Source organism: Pedobacter sp. BS3, from assembly GCF_008274585.1.
Classification (GTDB): domain Bacteria; phylum Bacteroidota; class Bacteroidia; order Sphingobacteriales; family Sphingobacteriaceae; genus Hufsiella_A.
Map to the genome: position 1 here is coordinate 472,609 of NZ_VTRT01000003.1, position 25,331 is coordinate 497,939.

A 25,331-nucleotide genomic window follows, 5' to 3' on the forward strand; every position below is an offset into this window, starting at 1 on the left:
TATCCCCTCCAACGAATGAAAAAAGGTGCATTTTGCACCTTTTGAATTTTTAGAACGGTAAGCCTGTTTGCTCCGGTGGTTTGGGCGGTTCGGGTGGTGGTTCTTTTTCCCTGTTTTGGTTGTCCACTTCTTCCCAAGTCAATTCTTTTACGGCATACACATAACCGTTCTTTTTGGATAATCTCAAATAGCCGTGTTTCTTCAATGCTTTGCCCAATTTCATAACTGTACCGTCTGTAATATTTAATTTGGCTCTCTCTGCTAATTTTGTGGCTATCTGTGTGGTGTTCAGAAAATTGTTTGCGGTATCTCTGTCGGCAATCTCAAACCAAGTTAAAAGCAATTCTTCTTCAGGGCTTCTGATTTGGTATTGCTCGTTGTTTAGGTTGATTTCTTTTATTTCTTCCTGATTGAACCAATAACGGAAATCGTCTTTATATAATTGCCTTGCCTGTGCATAAGCGTTGTTGATGTCAATGTTATGGGTGTACTCGATGTGTTCCACTTCAAAACATAAAAACCTACGTGAACCTGTTGTATCATTTAGGAATTGGGCAGTGTTTACACTGCCTGCAAACGATGCCCTGCGTGGCAGAGTTTCATTATTATGTCCGTAGGCTTTTCGCATTCGGATATGGGTTTTGGTAATCAGTTCTTTAAGTGTTCCGATTTCGGTACGGTTCAGGTTTTCGAGTTCGTCCAAATTGATGAGCATACATTCCGCTAAATGAATTAAAGTATCTTTATTGTTGGGGTTGATAGTTCCCGAAAACATATAATCTTTTAAGGGCTTTGGGATTAGCTTTTCTATCCACGTTGTTTTTCCTACGCCTTGTTTTCCGCTAAATACAATTACGGTCTGATTGATTGCTTTATCATTGGTTACACAAGCCACCATTGCCACAAACCATTTTTTAAAACATTCTATCCATAAATCCTGCTTTGTGGTGGTAATGGTATTGGCAAGCTCTGTAATGTAGTCGGTTTCATCTTCATTGTTCGGCAGGTTATCAAAATAGGCTTTGAACGGGTCGAACTGTTCGCAGAAATCGGAACGTAACAAATTGCGTAAGGTATTGATGTTGCATTTTACTTTTGCTTTCATAATCTCACGCAGGATTGAGTTTTCAACGAAATCCGTTACAGGTTTCCAAAGCGTAGCTTTGGTAGCCTTGTATTCCAACTTTCCCGAAACTACGTTATAGCGAAAGCTATAACGGTAGTTCAAAAAGTTCTCTAATCGGTCTATGAAACTTGGTTTTTCTTCTTCCTCGTTTTCATCATCTTCAGATGATTTTATGCTTTTGGATTGCTCGGAAATTTTGCCATTTGGCGAAATGGATAAGGTGCTTTTGTTGTGTTCGTGGGTATTGCTGTAGGCACTGTTTACGGTTGTTGCGACTTCCTTTGCATCGTAATTGTAATCAGAAAGTATATAACCCATTGCCGTAGGCAATGGCACGCCTTTACGGTTGAGATTGCAAGCCAACAAATGCACAAAGTTGTTTCTGTTGCCGTTTACATAGCTTTCCTTTTTCTCGGTAAATCTTACGCAATGTTCGTATGTTGCCAAATAATCATTACTAAAATTTTCGGTAGCAAAACCATTGCTTGCAATGGTTGTGTGTTCCTGTATTACTTCTTCTGATTGCTCAATGTAAGGCGTTAAATCTTCCGTAGAAATTACAGGATATACCGTTGCATTTTCATTCAAATACAAATCGGTGTCGTAAGACACAAAGCAAAGGCGTGTAACGTCTTTGCCCGATTTGTCAATGGGTAACGATAAAAATTCTTCATAGAATTTTTGAAGTGCCAAAAACGCTTCTTTGTGGTTTTCCTGTGCTGAATTTACACGAACGAAGATTTTTAAACCGTTTCCCGATGGACTGACGAACGAAGCAAAAGTGTAAGGCGTTTCTTTTGATAATTGCTTTGCTGTATTCAGTTGTTCCTTTGTCAATTTATCAATATCCAATACAACAATTTGTGTGTATGCTGTAAGATATTCCAACTTTCTACCACCTTTAAAGGAAGCCGAAGGCGTGAAAGCAGGCAAAGATTTCTTTGCCCTTTCGTATGCTTCCATTTTGCTTTCTGCCAGCGATTTTCTTAAATAAGTTATCACATTGATATACTTACCTGTTTTGATGTCGTTCAATACTTCAACTATTTTGGCATTTTCTACCACTTCATTGAAGTTTTTAAATATACTTACTACCATAAATTTCAGATGTTAGATATTAGACATTAGATTTTAGACTTATTTCTTTGAAAAAGCCTTGTTGTAATGTTCATTCAATAATCTCTCTACATCTGACAGCTTGTAATAAATTTTATTCCCGACTTGTGAGAATGAAATACGTCCCTCATCACGCCACGTCTGGGCAGTTCGTTTACTAATTTTCATCAGTTGTAAAAACTCCTGATTGTCTAAAAACGTGTCCTTTTTGGGTTCGTTCTTTGCGTTAAGACGTGTTGTGATTTCGTCTAACCTTGCTACCAATTCTGTGTACTGGTCTTTTGATAAAATAATTGCTTCCATTTTCAAATAATTTTATGATTATGGAAGCAAAGGACAGCAACATAAAAAAGTCTATTTGTCCGTATTTGGTCTTTCGGGACAAGAATTATTTACAGCATTTTATCAATGTCTATTCTTTTGTGGGGTTTGGGGCGTTTATCGATCTTTGACGGTGTGAGCATTGTCTTGACTGTTTCGGGACTTAATTCCCTGCCGTCTTTATCTACAAAGCTGTTTACAATGACTGCAACAAAATCATTTATATTTCCGTCAATGATAGGTTTTCCATTTACAAATAATTCCCTGTGCAGTTGGTAAAATATATCTACCAACTGATTGATATTGCTGTTTATTTTGAGCTTGTTGAATGGCATACCGTTTTTATTCTTGTTCATTTGCTCAACAGAAAATTCATTTGTTAAACGGTTTAAATGCTGTATCTGGTCTATTTCTTTCTGACATTGGTTAGAGTAGTCGGGTAGTTTGGGATTTATAAAGTCTATGCTTGCCTGTTCGTAATCAAATTTTTCTTTCGTCAGGAACATTATCTTGTCTGTATAATCTTTCAACTCTTCAACTTTTTGTTTTGTTTCCTTAAATGAAAAGTATCTTTTTTCACATTCTGCATTGACATATTGCATTGGAATTTTAGCCAAGGTGTGTTTATATCCAGTAAATTCAATTTCCTTTCTTTTGCTTTCAATAATGGTGTAACACTTTATCATTCGACCTCTATTGGTAGAACTGACAAACAGTTCTTCATTTTCGGCAATCAGTTTTTCAAACTTATTGAGCCATTTTATAGGGTCTGCTACATAGTTACAATGATGGGTAAAGAAGTCTGGAAGCTGCGCATAAGGTAATCTGAATAATTTATTGATAAGTTCTTGACAGTAAGCATTGTTATCCACCACATCTTCCTGCAGAATATCAAACAAAGCATTTTCGGACTGTTCTTTTGGAACGGTCGTTTGTTCTGTAAATTGAACAACTTGCTTTATTTGATAACGTTTTGACATCATTCAATCAAGTTCAATGTTGGATATTAATTCTGTCATTCATATTTCCCGGAAATGACATCACTAAAAACCGCAAGTCTTCAGAAGTTTCATTTCCAATTTTGTGTATTTGCTTAGCGGAAATTTTAATCCCTTCGTTTTTTAATAAAGAAACTTTTCCATTCTCTAATAAGAATGTGGCCTTACCTTCAAGGATATAGAAAAATTGCTCTGTTTCATTATGAAAATGAAGCTGTTCCTCCGTATGTGGTGGCATTAATTCTTCTTTGACAATAACGTTTTCAGATTGTATAAAAGTCCACGCTTGACAATTATTACCCCATTGATAATATTTTGTATTCTTTGTATTGATAATCATATCACTTTCATTTTTATAAATCATCTGTATAATGCCGTCTGTCTTTATCCTGCGAAAACTTGCGGCTGTTGTAATCTGCTGATTTGTTTCTTGCTATAGATAAGGTTTTCCAATCTTCATTTTTCAGCATTTTGGCTATGAAAACCATTTGTCCGATATGATAAGGATAATGAGCCAATTGCCTGTTAATCGCTTCAGTTACAGTATGACCGTCATTTCGGATGTAAATGATTTTCTCTAAATCTGCCTCCGTAAGTTGGTTTAAAGCATTCATCAGGCAATCCCAACCTTTATTCCAATGGGACATTAATTCAGCTTTATTCTGAAACGGGTTGGTAAACTCCGCATCACGGTTTCGCCAGGGCTTTTCTCCGTCTGTGGTCAGGAAATCGGTAAATCGTGACAACATATTTCCTGCAACGTGATTGACCAGAATAGCAATACTGTTGCTTTCCTCGTTATACTGCCAGAATAATTGTTCTTCCTGTAATTGTTCCATTGCTTTTTCTCCAAGCATTTTGTAATACAGGAATTGCTTTTTGATACTTTCTAAATAGCTGTCCATTTCTCTATTTTATATGGGTTAATACAAATTCTTTTCTTTCATCAATGTTTCCTATCGGTACGTTTATGACTTCATAACCGTACTTTTCATAAGTACTTTTCATTTGAAAATAAGTGTGTTCTGCCTCCTGCCAATCCTGTTTTCGTTCATTATCTGTTTGATAAATTTCTTTCCAGGGTGGCAGGATAAATACCTTTCTATTATATGGGCAATTCAACACTTTTTCCATAGTTTCCGTTGAAAGTACATAGCCAATCATATCCGCATAACAAACGGCATCCAAAATACTCCGGTCGAAAAAGCAAATTTCATTTGGCTGGCTTGCTGTTGCTCTGTTGTAATCTAAAATGGATGCGGCTATCATTTTATCGGTATAAAGTTGTTTGTTTTTCCAAGGCAAAGCATCTCCGTTTAGCGATGTTTCTTCACGGATAATCGTTCTGGCAGCTTCTGGAATAGTTTTATATCCATTTGCGGACAGAGCATTTAATAAGGTTGTTTTTCCGACACCGGGGCCACCCGTTATGACAAAAAAATCCTTCATTATTCGTCAAATTTATAATGTGCTCTCACTTTACTTACTTTCCCGTCATTATTCAATTCCATATATTCTGCCGAAAAGGAATTATTGACACTTCTGTAAAACAATACGGTTGAATTAGCTCCTTTGAGTTCGTGGTACAATTCAAAGTGCAGGTCGGGGTATTTTTGAAGGGCTTTTGAAAAGTAATTCTTTAAATCACTTTTATTGGAAATTTTACCTTCTGCGTTTATTCCCATTTGCTGGATAATGGGCGAAACAAAATCAATGTTTTCGCTGTAATGTTCCATTATTTTATCCAAATCGTGGCTGTTCCAGGCATCAAGCCATTCCTTTGCAAAGTCTGTATTCATATCCTTTTACTTTAATTGACTGTTTTGAATTACTTCTTCCGAACTCAACCCAAACATTGGCGGTGTTTTAACATCTAATAAATTCAAATAAATATATAGCTGTGCTCTGTGGTGAATTTCGTGTTCGGTCATCGCTCGAAGCCACTTCCAAATCGTTATGGGAGTATTGCCAGGTGTCAGGCATTTGCGTTGTAAATCTTCATCACTCAGACTTTTGAAAATAGCTAATGCTTCTTCGTGTTTCTCGTTGAAATAACTGATTACATTATTGTACCCGTCTGCAAGTTCTTTCCCACACCCATTGTACGTACAGGGATTTCCTGATATGGTTTCAGCAAACATATACCGCTCAATGGCTGCAATGTGTCTTATCTGGTCGGCAATAGTAAACTTACCGGGCTTGTATGCCCAATCCATATATTTCGGTGGGATAACGGCAATCAGGTGATTGGTGCGTTGCCTGATTTTTCCATAGTACTCCAGAAAACTTTCCATATTGGCTATTTCCATATCTTATTAATCTATTTGTTTGTCGGGTGACTTTTTTGACAACTGCATCAGTGTAACTAATGAAGTAGCCGCCAATATTTCTTTCCCTTCAGTTGTAATGGCAAATACATCTGAACGAACCACCGTCAACACTTTTCCGTTTTTGATAACCTGTGCTTTAGCCACAAGTTGTTTACCAATGGCAGGATTTAGGTAGTTTACTTTCAGCTCAACTGTTGTAAAATAACTGTCTTCCGGTTTAGCTGACGCTCCTGCGTAACCTGACGAAACATCCACCAATGAAGCAATGGTACTACCGTTGAACATTCCTGCCGGACGAGCCATAAAATCCTGTTTGGGAACAGTGATTTCAAAATAACCTTCGTCCATTCCGGTTACTTCCGCACCGAATAATTGCATTATTTTGGAACGCCCGAAACTTTCCAATAGTCGTGTTTTTCTTTCATCGTTCATAGCCTAAACATCTTCATAAAGATTATTTCTTTTTATTTCCATCAATCGCTCCGGATTCTCAGGAAGTTGAAATCCAAATTGGCTGTAAAGCAAATGAGCATCTAAGGTTGCCAATAATATCCTTCTCAAACTTCCTGCAAAATCCAATTCCATTATGTATTTCATCATCATTTTTGATAATCCCTTACCTCTGTATTCTTTCAAAACATACACATCCGCCAAATAGCCGAAAGTGGCATAGTCCGTTACCAATCGGGCAAAGCCAATCTGTTTTTCATCTTCAAATAGCCCAATACAAAATGAATTTTGCAATGCCGTTTTTACAGTTTCCAACGGAATGTCTTTTGCCCAATAACTTTCCTTACTCAAAAACTGATGGACGGCATTAATATCCATATTTTCAAAGTCAGTTTTTATTTCAATCACCTGATTGCTTATTTCCATTGCATTTGATTTTTCAGGTTTTTGATTTGTGCCAAATGATGATTGCAATGCCAACTGTATTTTGCCATAGCTTCAGCAATCGTTTGGCTTTTGTTTAAATCCGGATGAAAGAACGTTCGATTCCAATCCTGTTTTTCTAAACCTTTTAAAAGTATTGCCCAACGTTCGTGAATGCCTTCCAAGATACTTAATGATGGCAAAATGGATATATGTTTTGCATCAGATAATCCCGCCCATTTTTCTTCTGCAAACGATTTGATAGTCGGATTATCTTCCGTTAATGCAAACTTGATGCGGGCAAAACAATTGATATTGCTATCCGCTAAATGATGAACAACCTGCCTGACAGTCCAACTTCCTTTCCTGTAGGGTGTATCTAATTGTTCATCGCCTAAACTCATTACCACTGATTTTAGGTTTTTCGGGAATAAAGCAATAATATCAACGAATGATATACACATTTCTTCGGTAATTACTTCCGGCTCTTTGTATTTCCCAATCGGATATTGATTAATCTGTTCCATTTTCTGGTGTTTATATAAACCAGTTCCAATTATATTTATCTGAACTTCGCCCTTTTCTGATATCATCAAGTTGCTTTTTCAGTTTAAACATTATTGCATCATTTGCGGTATATGGATAATATTCTGTTCCCAAGATATTTATACACTTAACAGGTGAGATAACCGCAGCTGTGCCCACACCAAATATTTCTATCTTTTTATCGGATTGAAATTCATCAATAAGCTCTTGAAGTTGCACTTTCCTTTCTTCGACAATCATTCCCATATCTTTTGCAATTTGCATAATTGAACTTCTGGTAACACCGTCAAGAATTGAGGTACTCAACTTCGGTGTAATCAATCTATTGTCTATTACAATAGCGATATTCATTGTACCAGCTTCTTCGATATATTCGTGAGTTTTAGCATCTGTCCAAATTACTTGGTCATATCCCTGTATTTTGGCTTGCTGTGCCGGATAAAATGCAGCACCATAATTTCCTCCACATTTGGCATAACCTACTCCGCCTTCTGCCGCACGTACAAATTCTGTTTCTACTTTTAAACGTACAGGTTCAGAATAATATAATCCCATTGGTGTACATACTATGCAGAATAAATACTCATCCGAAACTTTAACTCCTAATCGAGGTTCTGTGGCAATCATAAACGGACGTATGTATAAACTTATTTCTTGTTCTTCTGGAAGCCAATGTTCTTCCAAACGAACCAATTCTTTCATTCCTTCGATAAATAAATCTTGCCCCACAGCAGGCATACACATTCTTTCCAATGAAACATTAAATCTTCTAAAATGCTTATCAGGACGAAATATGATAACTTGACCATTATCTTGACGAAATGCTTTCATTCCTTCAAATACGGTTTGCCCGTAATGTAAACACAGTGACATCGGGCTCATTTTAATATCGGCATATGGCATTATGCTTGGTGATTGCCAAGTGCCATCTTTGTAATTAGATAGTAAAATATGGTCTGTTGGCTGAACGCCAAATACAAAATCATCATAATTAAAATTCGATTTCATACTTCTTTCAGACTTTTGGATGTTTATCATTTTTTTACTTCATTTAATAGTTATCTTTTAAAATCATTTCCATTTTAGTATCTGCCCGCTTGTACTTTCCCTTTTCAATAGTAACTTCCGTAAAACCTAATTTTCTATAAATGCCCAAAGCAGGTTTCAATGCGGATTGCGTGTAGAGCAGCAATTTCTTCACGCCCAAATCTTTTGCCTTCTCAATAGCTGCCTGACACAACATCTTTCCTGCTCCGATACCCTGATAATTTTCATCCACTGCCATTTTGGTCAATTCCATTGTATCATTATTTACTTTTTTCAAAGCAACTGTTCCGATTACCTTACCTCCATAAACGGCAAACAAAATTTTTCCTCCGTCATTTAATATCGCTTCTTCAGGATTAGACAAAACGTATTTGTCAATATCTTCCAACACAAAATATTTTTCTATCCACGCTCGGTTTAATCTTTCAAAATAGATTTGCCATTCCGGACGGTAATTTTCTATGGTTATCGTTTTCATAATCTTATCTCAAATAAATTGACCTCAATATTGTTATAGTGTTCCGGCAAATCGCTTGTCGGTGGCAACTGTCTTTTACCTATCCATTCAAATCCTAATTTTCGGTAATAATCGGTCAATGCTTCATTGTTTGCCCAGGTATCTATCCGGATAAATTTCTTCTTATTTTTCCACGCTTCAACCATAGCCCAATCCACCACTTTCTTTGCTATATTCTTTCCTCTGTATGAATTACGTATCGCCATACGGTGTAAATAAATGGCATCCTTTCCGTCTTCGTCGTTCCAAATGATAGGTTCAGCTTTTACTATGGAAAATACACCTGCCATTTCATCGTTCTTATCTAAGACTTTAAAGTGTCTTTTCTCTGTAATTTCCTTTTCAATAAAAGATTTATTGAAAACAGGCCAACCGTATCCGCTTTGCTGAAACTGATAGGCTCTTGCTTCGCTGTATATCTTTTCCACCACAGGAATGTCGGCTATAACAGTTCGTTCTATTCTCATTTCTTTGCCATTTTCTGATAACCGCTATTGACACAATACACACCGCTTAAAGTAGCGACCAAAGCCAATAAAGTGATACCGGTTAGTTTTTCATTCAGGAATAAAAATCCGAGCATAATCGCAATGAACGGATTGATATATGCATACAGGGAAGAAATGCCTATCGGCAAATGTTTCAGTGCGTACACAAAAGCGGAATACGCAATAATGGAACCTACTATAATCAGGTAAACCAATGCCCAGATGCTGGACGATGTAACGGTTTTCAATTCGGTATAATCATCCAAAAAAACACTGAATACAAACAAGGCAATTCCACCTGAAAGCAATTGCAATGCAGCATTTTGTAATACATTCTTGCTATTGGGGATTTTGTATTTTGCAAATACACTTCCTGAAGCCCAAGCCAAACAAGCCCCGAAAGCTATCAGCATTCCCATAAAATATTCAGGGTTGGCAATGTCTTTCAAGTTATCTTTGAAAATAAGCGTTATTCCCAAACAACCTAATATCAATCCCACGATAATTAATAAATGTGGTTTTCTCCTGTCAAACCCAAACAAATAGCTGATGACAACCACAAAAACAGGAATGAGTGATAATATCAATGCTGCCAGTCCGCTCGAAATGTAGCGTTCGCACCAACCAATCACACCGTTTCCCAAAGCCACCATTAAAACGCCCGGAACAGATTGATAGAGGAAATCCGATTTATTCATATTCAGATTTCCTGTGAGTTTTAATCCTAAGAGTAAAGTTCCGCCCGCAATCACTTGACGAATAGCAGCAAACAAAAACGGCGGAAAGGTTTCCACCCCAATACGAATAGCAAAATAAGTCGTTCCCCAAACGATACAAACAATGAAAAGTGCTCCGTAAGCCAGAATGTTTTTATTATTATCCATAGCAATCTGATAAATTATAATGCAAAATAAGGAAGAAAAAACGTATGGTTACAGATACAATTTTTGTAATTTTGCAGGATACAGTTTTTAGACAATGAAAGAAGTATTATATCAAAGAATAGCAACGGTTCTTACGGAACAAATCAAAAACGGCACACTGAAAACAGGTGATAAAATGCCGTCATTGCGTACGCTGCATAAAGAATATGGTGTGAGTATGAACACAGCCATACAAGCGTATTTGGAGTTGGAAGCCAATGGCCTGATTGTTTCCCGACCACAGTCTGGCTATTATGTGAATTACAAGCCTTCCAATTTGTCCGTTCCTTCCGTGAGTAAGCCTGCTAATCAGGCAAAATCAGAAAGTGTAGAAGCACTGATTTCCAAAGTATATTCAACGTTAAGCTATAATGACGTTACCCGGCTTTCTTTGGGTGTTCCCGAAAACGAATTATTGCCTATTGCAAAACTCAACAAGGAATTGGTCAATGCTATGCGTAATCTCAAAGGAAGTGGTACGGAATACGAAGAAATTCAGGGAAACAGAAAGCTACGCAGGGATATTGCCCGATTGACTTATACCTGGAACGGGAATTTGAGTGAAGATGATATTGTTACGACTGCCGGGGCTATGAATGCTATTTCATTCGGGTTGATGGCACTTACACAAAAGGGCGATACCATTGCTGTGGAAAGCCCTGTTTATTTCGGCATATTGCAGTTGGCTAAAAGTTTGGGATTAAATGTCATTGAACTGCCGACACATCCGGTTACAGGTATTGAACCCGATGCTTTGAAAAAAATATTGCCCCAAATAAAAGTGTGTATGCTGGTTTCTAATTTCAACAATCCGTTGGGAAGCTGTATGCCTGATGAGCATAAAAAGGAAGTGGTAAAGATGCTTTCGGAACGAGGTATTCCGCTTATAGAAGATGATTTGTATGGCGATGTATATTTCGGAAACAGCCGCCCTAAACCTTGTAAAGCATTTGATGAAGAGGGGTTAGTACTTTGGAGTGGTTCTGTTTCCAAAACATTAGCTCCGGGTTATCGTGTGGGCTGGTTAGCTCCGGGAAAGTTTAAAGATAAAATCGTTCATCATAAACTTATTCATACCGTTTCTTCTACTACCATCACACAGGAAGCCATTGCCAACTTCCTTGAAAAAGGCAGGTATGAACATCATCTTCGGAAGTTGAGAACTGAATTGCACGCCAACAGTCTGCAATTTGCCAGGGCTGTTGCCGAGTATTTTCCGGAAAGGACTAAAATCAGCCGTCCGCAAGGCGGATTTATGCTTTGGGTAGAATTGGATAAAAATATTGATACTAAGGAATTGTACGACCGGGCTATTCGTCAAAAAATAAGCATTGCTCCGGGCAGAATGTTTTCATTACAAAACCAGTTTAACAACTGTATGCGGTTAAGTTACGGGCAACGCTGGTCGGAACAGATAGATGACAAGCTGAAACAGTTGGGAAGAATTGCTAAAGGGTTGATTTAAATCACGTTTATCCAATTTGAAAGAATTCTATCCATCAGTCTGTTGCATTGAGCAATATGGCTGTTGTTCTTCAATAATTCATTTTCACTTTGTACATAGGGTAGGTTATACAAAAGTTCATCTTTCCCGTTTTCGGTCATTTGCATTAAACTTTCTATAGTTACTTCTAAATGAAATTGTAAGCCGATGATATGTTGATTGTAGTAAAATGCCTGATTGATATTGGCTCCCGAATACAGTAAATTCAGACTGCTGTTTTGAGGAATTTCAAACTGGTCTCCGTGCCAATGGAATACAACCGGATTATGTTTGAACAGTTCATAAAACCAAGCGATTTGCTTACATCCCTCTGTAGGAAAAACAGGAAACCACCCGATTTCTTTGTTCTTTGCCGAAACTACTTTTGCTCCCAAACAATCGGCAATCAATTGAGCACCTAAGCAAATTCCCAACACATTTTTACCGGATTGGATACACGATTTTATAAATGCTTTTTCCTGTTTCAACCAAGGGAATTGTGTTTCATCATACACGCCCATCGGGCCACCCATTACAATCAACGCATCTATCTCTGAAATATCAGGCAATAGAAAATCTGTTTCAAAAAATTTTGTAACTGAAATATGATGATGATTCTCTTTTAACCAAGTCTCAATGTATCCTAATCCTTCAAATGGTACGTGTTGAAAATAATGTACATTCATTGTCTATGCTTTTTGTTCATTCCAATAATAACTATCAGGGTAAATACGCTGTCCGAAAACAGCTGTACCTACCCTTATGATGGTTGCGCCTTCCTCTATGGCTGTTTCCAAATCGCCGCTCATTCCCATTGACAATTCTTTCATTTGTATATCAGGAATGTTTATTGCGATAATTTCCTGTTGAATACTTTTCAATAATTTAAAGCATTGTCTCACTTTCTCGGTTTCAGCACTGAATAAACCAATGGTCATCAATCCTTTTATTTTTAGTCGGTTCAATCGGGCAATCTGCTGAACCAAAGCTATGGCTTTATCGGGATGCACCCCGAATTTACTTTCTTCATTGGACGTATTGACCTGTACAAGTACATCTATGGTTTTATTTTCATACTCCAAACGTTGCTGTAACTTTTCTGCCAAGTCTATACGGTCAAGCGATTGAATACAGGAAACATCATATTTTAAAACCTCTTTGATTTTATTGGTTTGCAAATGCCCAATGAAATGATTGGTATGCGAAACACCTTTCAATGCTTCATATTTTTCTTTGAGTTCCTGGACTTTGTTTTCTGCTATCAGTGTATGTCCTGCTTGCAATGCAATTTTGATACGTTCGGCAGGTACGGTTTTAGTTGCTAATAACAATTTTACTTCATTGGGATTTCTGTTACTTTCCTTGCAGGCATTGTTTATCCGTTCTTGTATGACTGCCATATTTCGCAAGATTTCTTCATTCATACGTTGATGTTTTCTTGGGATATTTTGAGGTCGGAAATGGATTTGAACCATTGTAAAAGATATTGCGTATCCTTGCCTTGCCACTCAGCCATCCGACCAATTGCAGGCGAACTGACTTAGTCCGCCTTTTCTTTTTATTTCCATCAATAGTAATAATTGTGCTTATCGTCATATTCAAATCCGCAACGTGGATAAAGCTTGTTGCCAATGTCGTTTGTTTTTTCGGTTTCCAGCATCAATCCGCAAGCCCCTGTTTCCTCGCACCATTGTTTTGCCCGGTCTATCAACGCTACCGAAAGCCCCTTACCTCTGTAATCGGGGTGAACAAACAAATCGCTCAATAACCATTGCTTTGCCAATTTGATGTAATGATAGAGTTTGTACAACTGAACAAAACCAACCGCTTTGCCGTCTGCATATACGACAAAAATGTTTGATTGGTCATTGTCCAATCGTTCTTTAATGAACTGTTTGCACTTTTCGTTATCGTCTGCCTGACGATAAAAAACCCGATAGAGGTTAAATAATTCTGCTGTTGTGTCTAAATCGTTTAGACCTACTTTTTTGATACTGTAATCCATTACTCTTCATTATTTTGATTAATGATACAAAAATATTGGATGATAGGATGAGCTTGATGGTACAGTTTGATGATATGTAAGTAGTCCAGAAACATTTAAAACTTGTCATAGTTTATCTTAATGCTTGCACTTATGGGAACTGCTACGCAAGCCAAAATCAAACCTTGCTGTATATGAGCTTCAGATAGGACAAAATTCCGTTTTAACCGCACTTCCCCCTCCTCCAGTTTGCATACACAAGTGCCACAGGTACCTCTGCAACAGGAATGTGGAGCATCAATTCCAGCATTGAGCATCGCATCAAGCAAAGGTGTCTGTTTTTTCCATTGGATATACTTTGTTTCTCCGTTGAGTGTCAATCTTACTTCTACAATGTTCGATTGCTCGTTTTGGGCTTCGGCAGGGTTGGTTTCTTCGTTTAAATTCATCTGCTTTACGAAATATTAATATATAAAGCCCGAAAGTTCTTTATCACTTTCAGGCTTTGATATTGCATTAAACAACTACTTCACTTTCAATGGCTGAAAGTATGTTATCTAATTCCGCTATTTCATTTTCACTAAGTGGTTTCAAAGGGCTTTTGAAGCCGCCTCCGCCTACTCCCAACAGGTCTAAACCTGCTTTTATAGAGCGTGGTAAACCTTTTGCCACAATGAACTTTAATAAATCAAACTGTTTATAAAATATGCTTTGGGCTTTTTCCAAATCGTTTGTCTGAATAGCATCGTAAAGAGCAATATTGAGTTCTGGAATCAAGTTAGGAGCGGCGGTACACCAACCTTTAGCACCAGCTGAAAAAGCGGCTAATGCCAATGGATTAGAGCCGTTGAAAAACGCTACATTTTCTCCCAATTCTTTTCTCAGATAGTGCATACGCTGAATATCGCCTGAACTTTCCTTTATCATTGTTACATTCGGAATTTCCAACAAACGCTTCAATAAAGCAGGTGACATATCCACTCCTCCTGTAGCAGGATTGTTATATGCCATTATCGGAATAGAAATTTTGGAAGCAACGGTATCATAGTGTTTCACAATTTCATCATCGGTCAGTTTCCAATAACTCATCGGAATAATCATTACTGCCGTTGCACCTGCTTTTTCAGCGAATTTTGCGTGGTAAACGGTTTTTTCGGTGGTAAGGTTGGAAACACCTACCAATGTAGGTACTCTACCTGCCACCTGTTGCATTGTCGCTTCCGTGATGGCTTCTTTTTCCGCATCATTGAGGTAAGGCATTACACCTGTACTTCCCAAGGGAGCAATGCCGTGAGAACCTGTGGTAACCAATCGCTCTACTTGCTTTTTGAATAGTGGAATATCAACGTTTTCGTTGTCGTCAAATGGTGTAACCGGGTATGCGATTACGCCTTTAAATGGTACTTTGTTCATTTTTTGTCCTGTTTTAAAAATTAAAAATCTCTGCCTTCTTCTTCACGCAATGCCACGCCTAAGTTTTGCAGTTGTGGTGCATTTTCACAAGCGATGTATTTTGCGGGTTCTGTTTCACTACGGTTTTGGTGCTGATGCCAAGCCCAAGACGGGATGTAAACCGCATCTCCAGCTTCCCATTCCACGATTTCATCCTCTACTTTTGTCCAGCCTTTTCCCTCAATGACATACAAAACAGTTTCGTAGGTATGGCGGTGCAAGTGTGTTTTTTGTCCGGGCAATAAACCGCCAATGGTCATACTTACGTTTTTGCTTGGCAAGTCCACAAAGAAAACCGGGTGCTTTCTTTCTTCGGAAAACTGATTGTGCACACCTGCATTTTCAACGTTCTTGTGAATGACGTGGGAGGGCTTCACATACGTTGGTCTTGCAAATGTCTGATGAAAGTCTTTCGAGCTGAACTGTTTTTGCTCTGCGTGGATTGATTTTTTTACTTCTGTAGCTGTTTCTAATTTTGACATAATTGAAAATTTTTATGGTTCTGTTGCATTATTGCATTACAAAAGTATTGTACCTTTGGACTATCATAGTGATACAGTTTATATAAAAACAGATAGTCCAGATGTTGAGAAAATGGAATTTTGAACTTCAATTAGATGAAAAATCAGACAAAGCCATTTATCTGCAAATAGCCGATGCCATCATAAAAGACATTCATTCAGGCAGGTTAAAACCAGGCGATGCTTTGCCCGGAAGCAGAAATCTTGCACAACTTTTAAAGGTCAATCGGAATACGGTTGTAGAAGCCCTTAATGTATTACTCGTTGAGGGTTGGTTAATTTCCAAAGAAAGACAAGGTACTTTTGTAGCCGATGCACTGCCAGATTTCAAAGCAGCAAAAAAAAGCAATCTTGTAACAACCGTAATAAAAGATACGGCAAACAGGCATTATCTCATACAATTTGATGATGGGCATCCCGATACTAAAATTGCTCCCGTTACGGAACTGGCAAGGGCATACCGTCAAATCTTCAACCAAAAAGCAAGGTGGCAGATGATGGGGTACGGTAATGAACTGGGCGATTTGGAATTTAGAAAAGCGATTGTTCAAATGTTGAACCATCAGAGAGGGATGCAGGTGGATAAGCAAAGTATTTGCATTACTCGTGGTAGTCAAATGGCGATGTATTTAACAGCCCAAAGTCTATTTACCAAAGGAGATTATGTACTTATTGAAAACCCTGGTTATAAGCCTGCTTGGAAAGCCTTTGAAAATGCCGGGGCAACATTATTGCCTGTAAGCTTAGATAAAGACGGCTTGGTGATTGATGAAGTCATTGCTTATCTGAAATCCGGCAAAAAGATAAAGGCAATTTACGTTACGCCTCACCGTCAATATCCCACTACTGTCACATTGAGCCTAAAAAGAAGGTTGGAATTGATAAAGTTGTCTAACAAATATGGATTTACGATTATCGAAGATGATTATGATAATGAGTTTCATTTTGGTTATCGACCCGTGTTCCCATTGTCAAGTTTTATAGAACTTACAAATTATGTTTATATAGGCACAATGAGCAAGGTTGTTGCACCTGCTCTGCGTATCGGTTATTTGGTAAGCAATGATGGGGGTTTGATTGAAAAGGCAGGTAATTTGCGAAAGATTATTGATGTGCAAGGCGATAGTATAATGGAACAGGCGGTTTTGCAACTGGTCAAAGACGGTACGATAAAAAGGCATATCAAAAAGGCGACAAACCACTACAAAGTTAAAAGGGATTTTATGACAACTTTATTGAATAAACATATCAGGACCAAAGCAACTTACGTAATTCCCGAAGGTGGTTTGGCTTTTTGGATTATGCCAAATAAACAAATAGATTGGTTGCAGGTTTCAGAAAAACTAAAAAACAAGGGCATCAAAATTATAACGCCCGATACCTACAGCTTTAATGAAACCATAAACGGTATAAGATTGGGCTATGGCTCACTTTCTGAAAAAGATTTGGAAGATGGGATTATTGTGTTAGCAAAAATGTTGTGATTTTAGTTTTAGCTTACCAAGATTAATCGGCATTGTTACTCCACGGTTGGGCAGATATTAAATCTTTGGATTTCCATTCTTCCAAAACAGTTAATGCACTTCTGTCGGGAATATATAAGAAACTAATTTTTCGTTCATTGGCATTTTTTCGTAATTCATCAAATATAAATGTATCATCAAAACCAACTTTTGATGCATCTGTATTAGAGTTTGCATAGTACACTTTACCGATTTTTGCCCAATAAACAGCACCTAAACACATAGGGCAGGGTTCTAACGTAGTGTACATTTGGCAGTCAGATAATTGAAGACTATTAATATTCTTACAAGCCCTTTCAATAGCAACCATTTCGCCGTGTGATGTAGGATTGACCCGCTCAAATATTTCATTATGTCCCTCTCCGATAATTTCGCCATCTCTGACAATCACGCAGCCAATAGGAAGCCCTTTGCCACTTTTGTATGCAATTTCAGAAAGTTCGATTGCTTTCAACATAAATTTAGGATTATAATCTTGGTCGATTGAGTTATTCATTGTTTCATCGTTTTAAGGGCAAATTTATTCAATCTGTCAGATTAATTAATATACTGCTCCACTGCTTTATCCAATTCCTCACTGACTACTTTGGCGTAAATCTGCGTAATGCCGATGTCTGAATGGTCTAACAGCTTTGAAACGTATTCTATACGCATACCATTGTTTAAGGCATTGGTAGCAAATGTATGACGGCTTAAATGGAATGACAAAGTAAATGGCAGTTCCATATCTTTACCCAACCTACGCAACTTTTGACCGCATAAAATATTTTTCGCATTGATGATATGTGCCTGGTAATCGGTATCTGCATCAAACCTCTCTACATCTTCCAATATCGGAAAAACAAAATCACTTGGTTGCGATATGGCTGTTTTGTATTGGTTCAGGATATCTATTGCAATCTGACCGATTTTAAAATTGTGAGTTCTCCCTGTTTTGCGAATAGTCTTGGTAATACGTTGCTCTTTCTCGTTATAGTCTTTCCATTTCAGACTAACGACATCACTGAAACGCAAACCACCTGCATACACCGAAAAAATGAACATATCCCGAAATACTTCATCTTTGCCTGTATATTCAATTTTTAAAGTGCGTAATTTCTCTATCTGTTCTTTATTCAGGAACAAGCGTTTGCTCTCGGATTTTTTTACCCTCACTTTTGAGAATGGGTAAATGTTTTCTTCTATCACATCTTCCCTTTGTGCATCACGAAACATTACGGATAAAATCAATAATGAATAGTGTATGGTGGTCGCTCCATTCTTCAAGGTATTGGACATATAATTGATATAATCTTTCAGCATCGTAACGGTTATATCATCAAAATACACATCTCTGTGTCCGATGAATTTTTCAAACTTAGCAACGTACTGTTTGTAGTTTTTGTAAGTAGCCACCGATACCGTTCCCTTGATACGCTCGCAACGATTGTAGGCATATTCAAAGAAGTTTGCCATATCCTTCCCCTTTATGGCTTCTTTGAGTTTTCGGGCTGATACGGATTTGCGTTTGCGTTCGTGGTCTGCAATAGTTCCCTCTGCATCTGCTACCTTTTGAGAAAGAAAGGCGTTCATTCTGGCACTATTGGCGTGGTTCTTCTTTACCTTTTGCTTGTCATCGTCCCATTCGTTACGTTTCAGCTTTACGCCTGTGGCTACAAATTTGGCTTTCCTATCCTTTATAACCCTTATATACAAAGGGCTATGACCTGTTTTATCTTCCTGATTTGTCCGAAGTACTAATTTTATCGAAGCCATAAGAAAAAGTATTATATTTGTTGTACTAAAAGAAACAATCGAGTGCAAACCAATGAAACCCCTTATAAATCAGCTATTTCAAAGCGGTGCAACCTGATACAAAGATACAACATTTGGTACAACAAACCTAACTTTTCATTGCTTTATCCTGCATTATTTTGTTCTTTATCATTTTATAACTTATTGATAATTATGTTTTTGAGTGCAAAAGGCGACATACGATTTAATACTTTTAATAACAAGGTATTGCCAAAAGCGGGGCTGAACGGCTTCGATTGGACATTTGTGCAAGGTTCAACATTTGTTCTTCGTTTGAACATTTGTGCTAAAAATCCCCGCCTTCGGCAATACCCAAAACGTTAGCCGACACCCCACAACGACAGTGCTAAAATTCAACCTTCGGACAAATTTCAACTTCAAACCGACCTTAATCAAAAATTAAAATCGTAAATTTGAAACGTATAACTGAATAAAAATTGGAATGACTGAAAACAAAATAGCAAAACCGTTTTTAAAGTGGGCTGGTGGGAAAACCCAGCTCATTTCTGACATTGAACGAGCTTTGCCGACCAACATAACGCAGAAAAATTTTACATACATCGAGCCATTTGTTGGAAGCGGTGCAGTTCTTTTTTGGGTGCTAAACAACTTCCAAAACTTAAAAAATGCTGTAATCAATGACATCAACGAAGATTTGATTAACACATATAAAACAATCGCTTCAAATCCAAAAGAATTGATTTCAATTCTTGAAATTTTGCAAAACGAGTACCACGCTTTGGAAGGAAACGAGGAGAACAAAAAACTCTATTACTACCAAAAAAGAGAACTATACAACACAAGAAAAGAAGAACAAAGCGGACAAGCCGCTTTGTTTATTTTTCTCAATCGTACTTGTTTTAACGGGTTGTATAGAGTTAATCGTAAGAACGAATATAACGTACCAATGGGAGGATATAAAAAGCCAACCATTTGCGACAAAGAAAATATTTTGGCGGTAAGTAATGCTCTACAAAAAGTCGAAATTTTGTGTGGAGATTTTGAGCAAACGCTTGATTTTGCAGATCAAAATACGATTTTCTATTTTGATCCGCCCTACAAACCATTGAGCGAAACATCAAGTTTTAATTCTTACGCAAAAGACGAGTTTAACGACAGCGAACAAGTTCGCTTAAAAGATTTTTGCAATAAACTTGACATTTTGAACCACACTTGGATATTGAGCAACTCGGATGTAAAAGGAAAAAACGAAAATGATAATTTCTTTGACGATTTATATTCTGATTTTAACATTCAGCGTGTGGAAGCGAAGCGAAGCATAAACGCAAATCCCGAAAAACGAGGAAAATTAACGGAATTACTAATTACAAATCAAGTGAACAATCAAGATTATGTCAGAGCAATTTAAAATCTTCTTATCGCAACTTTCGGAAACCAACGCAACGCTTGATTATTTCACTGACTTCAAAAAAATAAAAAGCAACGTAAACAAAATTTCAATCAAACTTAACCAACTGAATTACTTGATTGGTAAGGAAAATTTGAAGGAAGCCGTAAAAGAACTTTACGAAGAAAATCCGAAAGTTTTTGAAGTTTTGGACATTTTGATTGCAATCCGCAAAAACAAAAACGCCAAAACATTCAACAACAAAGGCGAAATTGTTTTGCTTGACACTTATTTCACTTCGCCCGAATTGATTTTAGAATATATAGAAGAAACAGGTTTGGCGGAAGTTTTCAGAAACAAAGATGTTACAAATCTTGTGGATTACGTTTTTGGAATTGAAGTCGGTTTGGACACAAACGCAAGAAAAAACAGAGGTGGCGATAATATGTCGAAAGCCGTTTCATTGATTTTTGACAAAGCAGGCGTTTTCTACAAAAAGGAAGTAAACAATACAATATTTTCCGAAATTATCAGTTTGGGTGCAGATGTGAAGCGTTTTGATTTCGTTATTAAAACAAAAAAGAAAACGTATGTAATTGAAACCAATTATTACAATGGAGGAGGTTCAAAACTAAACGAAACCGCAAGAGCTTATTCCGATGTTGCACCGAAAATTAATCAATACGAGAATTACGAGTTTGTTTGGATTACAGACGGACAAGGTTGGTTTTCTGCAAAGAATAAATTAGAAGAAGCGTACAACATTATTCCGAGTTTGTACAATTTGATAACGCTTGAAAATTTCATCAAGAAAATTCAAGCCGAAACAGTAATTGAGTTTTAGATGATAACGCCTTATTTCAAATCAGACGATAAAGACTTTTATCTTCTTCACGGAGATACAATGAAATTGTTGTCGGAATTTGAACATAAGTTTGATATGGTTTTTGCAGATCCGCCTTACTTTCTTTCTAACAACGGGCTGTCAATTCAAAGCGGAGAAATCGTAAGCGTAAACAAAGGCAAATGGGACAAATCCGAAGGGTTTGAGTTTATCAATGACTTCAATAGAAAATGGCTTTCGTTGGTTCGTGATAAAATGAAAGATGACGCAACCATTTGGATAAGCGGAACAATGCACAACATTTTTTCGGTCGGACAAATTCTCAATGAATTAGGTTTTAAAATTCTGAACGTAATCACTTGGGAAAAGACAAATCCACCGCCAAATTTTTCCTGTCGTTATTTTACTTATTCAACCGAACAAATCATTTGGGCAAGAAAAAGCGATAAAGTTCCGCATTACTTCAACTATGAACTAATGAAACAATTAAATGGCGACAAACAAATGAAAGATGTTTGGAAGTTGCCAGCAATCGCACCGTGGGAAAAATCTTGTGGAAAACACCCGACACAAAAACCGTTGTCGGTTTTAACCCGTTTAATTTTGGCTTCGACAAAGCCAAACGCTTGGATTTTAGATCCATTTACAGGAAGTTCAACAACAGGAATTGCAGCAAATTTAGCAAACCGTAGGTTTCTCGGAATTGACCAAGAAGAAGAGTTTTTGACGATAAGCAAAAACCGAAAAATCGAAATTGAAAACCCTAAAACTTCGGCAACGTACAAACAAAAAATTGGTGGTTTCAACGACAAAAAAGAACTTGAACTATTCCTTGTCGAAGAACCACAAACCGAATATAAAACAGAAATAAATCTCGAAAACAAAAGGGGCGATCGGCTAACAAGGGTTTTGCAAAATGGCGGGATAAGTGCTAAATTCAACGACAGTAATTCTATTGAACTTTAGTGCAAAACTGAACATTTGTGCTTCTAAGTCCGCCACTTCGCAAAGCCCCAAACCGTTAGTGGCAATGCTTTGGCGACCGTGCAACTTCCAACGAACTGACATAAATTAACCGACACTTGAAACTACAATTCATACAACCAAGACAGGAACTCAAACCTTACATCACCAAGATTTGGTTGTTTGAGAACGACATGGGGTTGGTTAATCATGGGACATTGATTGCTCCAAACGCAAAAGCAAAAATCATCATTCCGTTTCGCAATGCACTCACCACAACTGGCAACAGGAAAACGGCAATCTGCAAGGAAGGCGATATTTATTTTATCGGTATTCGTGATGTGCCTGTTACTCTTGGTTCACCGCAAGGTATTTCAGGTTCAATCGGAATTGAGCTGACAACAGAAGGTGCTTACAAGTTTTTGCAAGTGCCGATGTATCATCTTACGAACAATCTTTTCAGTTTTGCCGACTTGTATGGAAGCGAAGGAAGTGACCTGATAAATAAAATGTCTGACGAAGAAAATCCGCAGCAAAAAATAAAACTCATTCAGCAATTTTTGTTTCAGCAACTGCTCAAAGAAAATTCAGACAATAACATTTTAGATTTTTCCGTAAATTTTATTTCATCGCTTCACGGCTTGACAACCATAAAACATTTGGAGAAAAAAACAGGATACACAAAGCGCTATCTTGATTTACTTTTCAAAAATCATATTGGTATTTCTCCAAAAACTTTGGCAACCATTCAACGCTTCCAACACTTTTATCAGCAAATGGAAACCGACAGCACCAACATTTACGAATTGTATTACGACCAATCACATTTCATAAAAGAGTTCAAGCGTTACACGGGTTTCACTCCTATTCAGTATTCAAAGTTCAACAACGACTTCGGAAAGAACTTTTAGTCATTTCCCTTTTTTACAATGACAGGTGCTGAACAATTTTTTCCTTTGCACCTGTAACCAAAAAATTAAAGAAGTCATGAGTGCAAAAATGAGTGCCGAAACCAATGCACTGAATTGGTTTGAAATTGCAGTGAAAGATATTTCACGGGCAAAGAAATTCTATCAAAGCATCTTTGAAATTGAAATGGAGGAAATGGAAATGATGGGAATGAAAATGGCGATGTTTCCGTGGAACCCTGAACAGGGAAAAGTTGGCGGTGCATTGGTGCAAAGTCAAATGCACACACCAGGCATTACAGGTTCTTTCATTTATCTCAATGGAAATCCCGACTTGCAAAATGTTTTAAACAGAGTTGAAAAAGCCGGAGGGAAAATTTCAATGCCTAAAACATTTATTGATGAAAACACTGGCTACATGGCTTTCATCAACGACACCGAAGGAAACAATATCGGACTTCATTCAAACAACTAAACAATGAAAGCAAAATTAATTTTACGCATCGCATCAGTTATCATGTTCCTTCATCTTTTAGGACACATGGTAGGAGCAACAACATGGAAAACCAATCCTGATGCGACAGTTCAGGAAACAATAAAAGGAATGACAGAACATTCATTCGTGTTCATGGGTGCAAAACAAACTCTTGCGGGACACCATGAAGGATATGGTTATGCAGGTGCATTGGCATTACTCTTTTTCTCAATAATTCTTTGGATTATTTCAAATGCTGACGCCCAGACAAAATCAATAAGCAGTAAAATTGTTCTTGTTCTTTCCACCATTCTTCTTCTTTGGGGCATTGACGAGTTAATATATTTCTTTCCTTTTGCAGCAGCTTTCAGTTTAATCTCAAGCGTGTTGGGTTTTTATTCGCTGACACTTTTGAAGAAACTGCAATAAGTATTACACGACAAAATTTTGAGGGTAGCAGACAAATCTGTTACACTTTTTATTTACTTTGTGCTGATATGAAACGACACATCTTTGGACGAACAGTAGCACATGCCGCTAACATGGGCTTAGCGATAGCGGGCGGACTGTGCGTAATTGAACGGTTGTGCTTTCTATTTACATTTGTGCTTGCCAACAGTTTGGTGCTTCTAAATGCCCGCCATCGCCAAGCCCCGAACCGTTGGCAGCAAGGCTAAACGACCGCACAGCCCGACACTCGTAAAGTCATCGGTGGACTGTCTTTGACTGTCTTTATTTGGCTGACACAACTACATTTCAACATTCGTTCTTTTATCAACTTTTGCCGTAAGACAGTCCTTCGCTGACTTTTAGAAAATTATCACGGACAGACAATCATTCAGACTTATAGCCAACACTTCAAAATGCGTATATTAGCAGACAGAAAATGCAAATACAATTTCAACATATTGAACCTCATTCGCTACTCAAAAACTACATTGAAAAAATGTGGTTGTTTAAAAGTAGCGGACGAATGCCAATAGACGATATGAAATTGGTTGTGCCGAACGGAAATCTTAAACTCACTATTTCATACCAAAACGGAATTGTCGCTAATGTGAACGGACAAACTTTTTCGTCAAAAGAACACGAAATTACTTTGACGGGTTTGATTGATGTGCCTGTGATTTTAGACACTGCAAAAGACATTGCAACAGAAACTATCGGCATTGAATTTAATCCGCAAGGTGTGTATCGATTTTTTCATTTCAACCTGAACGAAATTAAAAATCAAATTTATTCGTTGGAAGATTTATTGGGCAAAACAGGTAAGCAATTAACCGAACAAATTGCCGACACAATTTCTGTTCAACAAAAAATTTCTGTGATACAACAATTTTTGCTCAATCAACTTTTGTTGAACAATGAGGATTTAATTTTTGAGTATTGCGTAGAGAAAATAAATGCTTCAAAAGGAAAAATAACGATTAAAGAATTAGAAAAGAAAACAGGTTACAGCAGTCGTTGGCTGAATATGAAATTCAATGAAAAGTTAGGCGTAAGCCCGAAAAACTTATCTTCTATCATTCGCTTCAAACAATACTATCAATTGTTCATTAGCGGAAATGAAAAATCTTTTTTCAAAAATGATTTTTACGAGTTGTATTACGACCAATCTCATTTCATTAAAGACTTCAAACGCTTTACAGGATTAGCCCCCACGAAATTTGAAAATCAAATAAACGATTTCGGCAAAAGCTATTACCGGTAACACTTCCGATTTTTACAATGCTGTGTTCATAATGTTGTCC

General features: G+C 37.4%; 33 protein-coding genes and 1 tRNA gene. 10 read left to right on the top strand and 24 right to left on the bottom strand.

Annotated elements, in window-relative coordinates; all coding sequences use genetic code 11:
• Positions 1–49 precede the first annotated feature (49 nt).
• From FW774_RS10760 to FW774_RS10830, 15 genes are all read right to left on the bottom strand, one after another.
• Positions 50–2,224: a VapE domain-containing protein gene (locus FW774_RS10760; RefSeq protein WP_149348181.1), complete on the bottom strand. Its 2,175-nt coding sequence runs from the start codon at positions 2,222–2,224 to the stop codon at positions 50–52.
• Between the two features lie 39 nt (positions 2,225–2,263).
• A complete protein-coding gene (locus FW774_RS10765; RefSeq protein ID WP_149348182.1) occupies positions 2,264–2,545 on the bottom strand; it encodes a helix-turn-helix domain-containing protein in 282 nt (93 codons plus the stop codon).
• An 89-nt stretch (positions 2,546–2,634) separates the two neighbouring features.
• On the bottom strand, positions 2,635–3,546 hold the full coding sequence (locus FW774_RS20405; RefSeq protein WP_242457794.1) for a hypothetical protein: 912 nt from the start codon (positions 3,544–3,546) through the stop codon (positions 2,635–2,637).
• Positions 3,547–3,556: 10 nt separating this feature from the next.
• On the bottom strand, positions 3,557–3,901 hold the full coding sequence (locus tag FW774_RS10775) for a cupin domain-containing protein (RefSeq protein ID WP_149348395.1): 345 nt from the start codon (positions 3,899–3,901) through the stop codon (positions 3,557–3,559).
• A gap of 13 nt (positions 3,902–3,914) precedes the next feature.
• Positions 3,915–4,466, bottom strand: a complete 552-nt coding sequence (locus tag FW774_RS10780; protein ID WP_149348183.1) for a DUF1572 domain-containing protein — start codon at positions 4,464–4,466, stop codon at positions 3,915–3,917.
• Between the two features lie 4 nt (positions 4,467–4,470).
• The gene (locus FW774_RS10785) at positions 4,471–5,010 is read right to left on the bottom strand and encodes an AAA family ATPase (RefSeq protein WP_149348184.1); all 540 of its coding nucleotides are present in this window, start codon (positions 5,008–5,010) and stop codon (positions 4,471–4,473) included.
• A complete protein-coding gene (locus tag FW774_RS10790; RefSeq protein ID WP_149348185.1) occupies positions 5,010–5,360 on the bottom strand; it encodes a nuclear transport factor 2 family protein in 351 nt (116 codons plus the stop codon). The genes FW774_RS10785 and FW774_RS10790 overlap by 1 nt, the downstream gene beginning before the upstream one ends.
• Before the next feature lie 6 nt (positions 5,361–5,366).
• Complete coding sequence (locus FW774_RS10795) at positions 5,367–5,870, bottom strand: DinB family protein (RefSeq protein ID WP_149348186.1); 504 nt, start codon at positions 5,868–5,870, stop codon at positions 5,367–5,369.
• A 6-nt stretch (positions 5,871–5,876) separates the two neighbouring features.
• Positions 5,877–6,323 carry a PaaI family thioesterase gene (locus tag FW774_RS10800; protein WP_149348187.1) on the bottom strand — a complete coding sequence of 149 codons (447 nt, stop codon included), beginning with the start codon at positions 6,321–6,323 and terminating at the stop codon, positions 5,877–5,879.
• A gap of 3 nt (positions 6,324–6,326) precedes the next feature.
• Positions 6,327–6,767, bottom strand: coding sequence for a GNAT family N-acetyltransferase (locus tag FW774_RS10805; protein ID WP_149348188.1), 441 nt, complete (start codon positions 6,765–6,767; stop codon positions 6,327–6,329).
• Positions 6,758–7,291, bottom strand: a complete 534-nt coding sequence (locus tag FW774_RS10810) for a YfiT family bacillithiol transferase (protein ID WP_149348189.1) — start codon at positions 7,289–7,291, stop codon at positions 6,758–6,760. Before FW774_RS10810 ends, FW774_RS10805 begins: the two co-directional genes overlap by 10 nt.
• Positions 7,292–7,301: 10 nt before the next feature.
• The gene (locus FW774_RS10815; protein ID WP_149348190.1) at positions 7,302–8,348 is read right to left on the bottom strand and encodes a branched-chain amino acid aminotransferase; all 1,047 of its coding nucleotides are present in this window, start codon (positions 8,346–8,348) and stop codon (positions 7,302–7,304) included.
• 13 nt (positions 8,349–8,361) lie between these two features.
• Positions 8,362–8,835: a GNAT family N-acetyltransferase gene (locus tag FW774_RS10820; RefSeq protein ID WP_149348191.1), complete on the bottom strand. Its 474-nt coding sequence runs from the start codon at positions 8,833–8,835 to the stop codon at positions 8,362–8,364.
• A complete protein-coding gene (locus FW774_RS10825; RefSeq protein WP_149348192.1) occupies positions 8,832–9,341 on the bottom strand; it encodes a GNAT family N-acetyltransferase in 510 nt (169 codons plus the stop codon). Before FW774_RS10825 ends, FW774_RS10820 begins: the two co-directional genes overlap by 4 nt.
• The gene (locus FW774_RS10830) at positions 9,338–10,246 is read right to left on the bottom strand and encodes an EamA family transporter (RefSeq protein WP_197739837.1); all 909 of its coding nucleotides are present in this window, start codon (positions 10,244–10,246) and stop codon (positions 9,338–9,340) included. Before FW774_RS10830 ends, FW774_RS10825 begins: the two co-directional genes overlap by 4 nt.
• A 94-nt stretch (positions 10,247–10,340) precedes the next feature.
• Here FW774_RS10830 and FW774_RS10835 point away from each other — a divergent pair, with 94 nt between their 5' ends.
• Positions 10,341–11,750, top strand: coding sequence for a PLP-dependent aminotransferase family protein (locus tag FW774_RS10835; RefSeq protein ID WP_149348194.1), 1,410 nt, complete (start codon positions 10,341–10,343; stop codon positions 11,748–11,750).
• Here the strand turns inward: FW774_RS10835 and FW774_RS10840 are convergent.
• From FW774_RS10840 to FW774_RS10870, 7 genes are all read right to left on the bottom strand, one after another.
• Complete coding sequence (locus tag FW774_RS10840) at positions 11,747–12,454, bottom strand: type 1 glutamine amidotransferase (protein WP_149348195.1); 708 nt, start codon at positions 12,452–12,454, stop codon at positions 11,747–11,749. The two genes, FW774_RS10835 and FW774_RS10840, sit on opposite strands and share 4 nt — an antisense overlap.
• Before the next feature lie 3 nt (positions 12,455–12,457).
• The gene (locus tag FW774_RS10845) at positions 12,458–13,243 is read right to left on the bottom strand and encodes a YggS family pyridoxal phosphate-dependent enzyme (protein WP_242457795.1); all 786 of its coding nucleotides are present in this window, start codon (positions 13,241–13,243) and stop codon (positions 12,458–12,460) included.
• Positions 13,220–13,290: transfer RNA gene (locus FW774_RS10850), tRNA-Ala, on the bottom strand. Before FW774_RS10850 ends, FW774_RS10845 begins: the two co-directional genes overlap by 24 nt.
• Positions 13,291–13,335: 45 nt before the next feature.
• A complete protein-coding gene (locus FW774_RS10855; protein ID WP_149348196.1) occupies positions 13,336–13,773 on the bottom strand; it encodes a GNAT family N-acetyltransferase in 438 nt (145 codons plus the stop codon).
• Between the two features lie 95 nt (positions 13,774–13,868).
• Positions 13,869–14,201, bottom strand: coding sequence for a 2Fe-2S iron-sulfur cluster-binding protein (locus FW774_RS10860; RefSeq protein ID WP_149348197.1), 333 nt, complete (start codon positions 14,199–14,201; stop codon positions 13,869–13,871).
• A gap of 67 nt (positions 14,202–14,268) precedes the next feature.
• A complete protein-coding gene (locus tag FW774_RS10865) occupies positions 14,269–15,165 on the bottom strand; it encodes a dihydrodipicolinate synthase family protein (protein ID WP_149348198.1) in 897 nt (298 codons plus the stop codon).
• A gap of 20 nt (positions 15,166–15,185) precedes the next feature.
• A complete protein-coding gene (locus FW774_RS10870; protein WP_149348199.1) occupies positions 15,186–15,686 on the bottom strand; it encodes a cupin domain-containing protein in 501 nt (166 codons plus the stop codon).
• 101 nt (positions 15,687–15,787) lie between these two features.
• Here FW774_RS10870 and FW774_RS10875 point away from each other — a divergent pair, with 101 nt between their 5' ends.
• Positions 15,788–17,209 carry a PLP-dependent aminotransferase family protein gene (locus FW774_RS10875; RefSeq protein WP_149348200.1) on the top strand — a complete coding sequence of 474 codons (1,422 nt, stop codon included), beginning with the start codon at positions 15,788–15,790 and terminating at the stop codon, positions 17,207–17,209.
• A 22-nt stretch (positions 17,210–17,231) separates the two neighbouring features.
• On the opposite strand, the gene FW774_RS10880 is transcribed toward FW774_RS10875, so the two are convergent.
• Both FW774_RS10880 and FW774_RS10885 read right to left on the bottom strand, forming a co-directional pair.
• Complete coding sequence (locus tag FW774_RS10880; RefSeq protein WP_149348201.1) at positions 17,232–17,744, bottom strand: nucleoside deaminase; 513 nt, start codon at positions 17,742–17,744, stop codon at positions 17,232–17,234.
• A gap of 41 nt (positions 17,745–17,785) precedes the next feature.
• Positions 17,786–19,003 (bottom strand): site-specific integrase, encoded by a 1,218-nt coding sequence (locus FW774_RS10885; protein WP_149348202.1) that lies wholly within the window; start codon positions 19,001–19,003, stop codon positions 17,786–17,788.
• Between the two features lie 481 nt (positions 19,004–19,484).
• Here FW774_RS10885 and FW774_RS10890 point away from each other — a divergent pair, with 481 nt between their 5' ends.
• From FW774_RS10890 to FW774_RS10925, 8 genes are all read left to right on the top strand, one after another.
• Positions 19,485–20,411: a DNA adenine methylase gene (locus FW774_RS10890; protein ID WP_149348203.1), complete on the top strand. Its 927-nt coding sequence runs from the start codon at positions 19,485–19,487 to the stop codon at positions 20,409–20,411.
• A complete protein-coding gene (locus FW774_RS10895) occupies positions 20,395–21,234 on the top strand; it encodes a type II restriction endonuclease (RefSeq protein ID WP_149348204.1) in 840 nt (279 codons plus the stop codon). Before FW774_RS10890 ends, FW774_RS10895 begins: the two co-directional genes overlap by 17 nt.
• Positions 21,235–22,200, top strand: coding sequence for a DNA-methyltransferase (locus tag FW774_RS10900; RefSeq protein ID WP_197739838.1), 966 nt, complete (start codon positions 21,235–21,237; stop codon positions 22,198–22,200).
• 116 nt (positions 22,201–22,316) lie between these two features.
• Positions 22,317–23,108 carry a DUF6597 domain-containing transcriptional factor gene (locus tag FW774_RS10905; protein ID WP_149348205.1) on the top strand — a complete coding sequence of 264 codons (792 nt, stop codon included), beginning with the start codon at positions 22,317–22,319 and terminating at the stop codon, positions 23,106–23,108.
• A 76-nt stretch (positions 23,109–23,184) separates the two neighbouring features.
• On the top strand, positions 23,185–23,580 hold the full coding sequence (locus tag FW774_RS10910; protein ID WP_197739839.1) for a VOC family protein: 396 nt from the start codon (positions 23,185–23,187) through the stop codon (positions 23,578–23,580).
• A 3-nt stretch (positions 23,581–23,583) separates the two neighbouring features.
• A complete protein-coding gene (locus FW774_RS10915) occupies positions 23,584–24,009 on the top strand; it encodes an LIC_13387 family protein (protein ID WP_149348206.1) in 426 nt (141 codons plus the stop codon).
• Between the two features lie 68 nt (positions 24,010–24,077).
• Complete coding sequence (locus FW774_RS10920) at positions 24,078–24,257, top strand: hypothetical protein (RefSeq protein WP_149348207.1); 180 nt, start codon at positions 24,078–24,080, stop codon at positions 24,255–24,257.
• Positions 24,258–24,466: 209 nt separating this feature from the next.
• On the top strand, positions 24,467–25,291 hold the full coding sequence (locus tag FW774_RS10925) for a helix-turn-helix domain-containing protein (RefSeq protein ID WP_149348208.1): 825 nt from the start codon (positions 24,467–24,469) through the stop codon (positions 25,289–25,291).
• Positions 25,292–25,331: the final 40 nt, after the last annotated feature.

Excerpts from the sequence above, each read along its gene's own strand:
- FW774_RS10760 (WP_149348181.1), bottom strand. The coding sequence starts at position 2,224 with ATGGTAGTAAGTATATTTAAAAACTTCAATGAAGTGGTAGAAAATGCC.
- FW774_RS10785 (WP_149348184.1), bottom strand. The coding sequence starts at position 5,010 with ATGAAGGATTTTTTTGTCATAACGGGTGGCCCCGGTGTCGGAAAAACA.
- FW774_RS10810 (WP_149348189.1), bottom strand. The coding sequence starts at position 7,291 with ATGGAACAGATTAATCAATATCCGATTGGGAAATACAAAGAGCCGGAA.
- FW774_RS20405 (WP_242457794.1), bottom strand. The coding sequence starts at position 3,546 with ATGATGTCAAAACGTTATCAAATAAAGCAAGTTGTTCAATTTACAGAA.
- FW774_RS10920 (WP_149348207.1), top strand. The coding sequence starts at position 24,078 with ATGAAACGACACATCTTTGGACGAACAGTAGCACATGCCGCTAACATG.
- FW774_RS10780 (WP_149348183.1), bottom strand. The coding sequence starts at position 4,466 with ATGGACAGCTATTTAGAAAGTATCAAAAAGCAATTCCTGTATTACAAA.
- FW774_RS10840 (WP_149348195.1), bottom strand. The coding sequence starts at position 12,454 with ATGAATGTACATTATTTTCAACACGTACCATTTGAAGGATTAGGATAC.
- FW774_RS10855 (WP_149348196.1), bottom strand. The coding sequence starts at position 13,773 with ATGGATTACAGTATCAAAAAAGTAGGTCTAAACGATTTAGACACAACA.
- FW774_RS10870 (WP_149348199.1), bottom strand. The coding sequence starts at position 15,686 with ATGTCAAAATTAGAAACAGCTACAGAAGTAAAAAAATCAATCCACGCA.
- FW774_RS10790 (WP_149348185.1), bottom strand. The coding sequence starts at position 5,360 with ATGAATACAGACTTTGCAAAGGAATGGCTTGATGCCTGGAACAGCCAC.
- FW774_RS10865 (WP_149348198.1), bottom strand. The coding sequence starts at position 15,165 with ATGAACAAAGTACCATTTAAAGGCGTAATCGCATACCCGGTTACACCA.
- FW774_RS10845 (WP_242457795.1), bottom strand. The coding sequence starts at position 13,243 with ATGGTTCAAATCCATTTCCGACCTCAAAATATCCCAAGAAAACATCAA.
- FW774_RS10875 (WP_149348200.1), top strand. The coding sequence starts at position 15,788 with ATGTTGAGAAAATGGAATTTTGAACTTCAATTAGATGAAAAATCAGAC.
- FW774_RS10925 (WP_149348208.1), top strand. The coding sequence starts at position 24,467 with ATGCAAATACAATTTCAACATATTGAACCTCATTCGCTACTCAAAAAC.
- FW774_RS10805 (WP_149348188.1), bottom strand. The coding sequence starts at position 6,767 with ATGGAAATAAGCAATCAGGTGATTGAAATAAAAACTGACTTTGAAAAT.
- FW774_RS10885 (WP_149348202.1), bottom strand. The coding sequence starts at position 19,003 with ATGGCTTCGATAAAATTAGTACTTCGGACAAATCAGGAAGATAAAACA.
- FW774_RS10765 (WP_149348182.1), bottom strand. The coding sequence starts at position 2,545 with ATGGAAGCAATTATTTTATCAAAAGACCAGTACACAGAATTGGTAGCA.
- FW774_RS10825 (WP_149348192.1), bottom strand. The coding sequence starts at position 9,341 with ATGAGAATAGAACGAACTGTTATAGCCGACATTCCTGTGGTGGAAAAG.
- FW774_RS10835 (WP_149348194.1), top strand. The coding sequence starts at position 10,341 with ATGAAAGAAGTATTATATCAAAGAATAGCAACGGTTCTTACGGAACAA.
- FW774_RS10900 (WP_197739838.1), top strand. The coding sequence starts at position 21,235 with ATGATAACGCCTTATTTCAAATCAGACGATAAAGACTTTTATCTTCTT.
- FW774_RS10820 (WP_149348191.1), bottom strand. The coding sequence starts at position 8,835 with ATGAAAACGATAACCATAGAAAATTACCGTCCGGAATGGCAAATCTAT.
- FW774_RS10915 (WP_149348206.1), top strand. The coding sequence starts at position 23,584 with ATGAAAGCAAAATTAATTTTACGCATCGCATCAGTTATCATGTTCCTT.
- FW774_RS10910 (WP_197739839.1), top strand. The coding sequence starts at position 23,185 with ATGAGTGCAAAAATGAGTGCCGAAACCAATGCACTGAATTGGTTTGAA.
- FW774_RS10895 (WP_149348204.1), top strand. The coding sequence starts at position 20,395 with ATGTCAGAGCAATTTAAAATCTTCTTATCGCAACTTTCGGAAACCAAC.
- FW774_RS10830 (WP_197739837.1), bottom strand. The coding sequence starts at position 10,246 with ATGGATAATAATAAAAACATTCTGGCTTACGGAGCACTTTTCATTGTT.
- FW774_RS10800 (WP_149348187.1), bottom strand. The coding sequence starts at position 6,323 with ATGAACGATGAAAGAAAAACACGACTATTGGAAAGTTTCGGGCGTTCC.
- FW774_RS10860 (WP_149348197.1), bottom strand. The coding sequence starts at position 14,201 with ATGAATTTAAACGAAGAAACCAACCCTGCCGAAGCCCAAAACGAGCAA.
- FW774_RS10890 (WP_149348203.1), top strand. The coding sequence starts at position 19,485 with ATGACTGAAAACAAAATAGCAAAACCGTTTTTAAAGTGGGCTGGTGGG.
- FW774_RS10880 (WP_149348201.1), bottom strand. The coding sequence starts at position 17,744 with ATGAATAACTCAATCGACCAAGATTATAATCCTAAATTTATGTTGAAA.
- FW774_RS10815 (WP_149348190.1), bottom strand. The coding sequence starts at position 8,348 with ATGATAAACATCCAAAAGTCTGAAAGAAGTATGAAATCGAATTTTAAT.
- FW774_RS10775 (WP_149348395.1), bottom strand. The coding sequence starts at position 3,901 with ATGATTATCAATACAAAGAATACAAAATATTATCAATGGGGTAATAAT.
- FW774_RS10795 (WP_149348186.1), bottom strand. The coding sequence starts at position 5,870 with ATGGAAATAGCCAATATGGAAAGTTTTCTGGAGTACTATGGAAAAATC.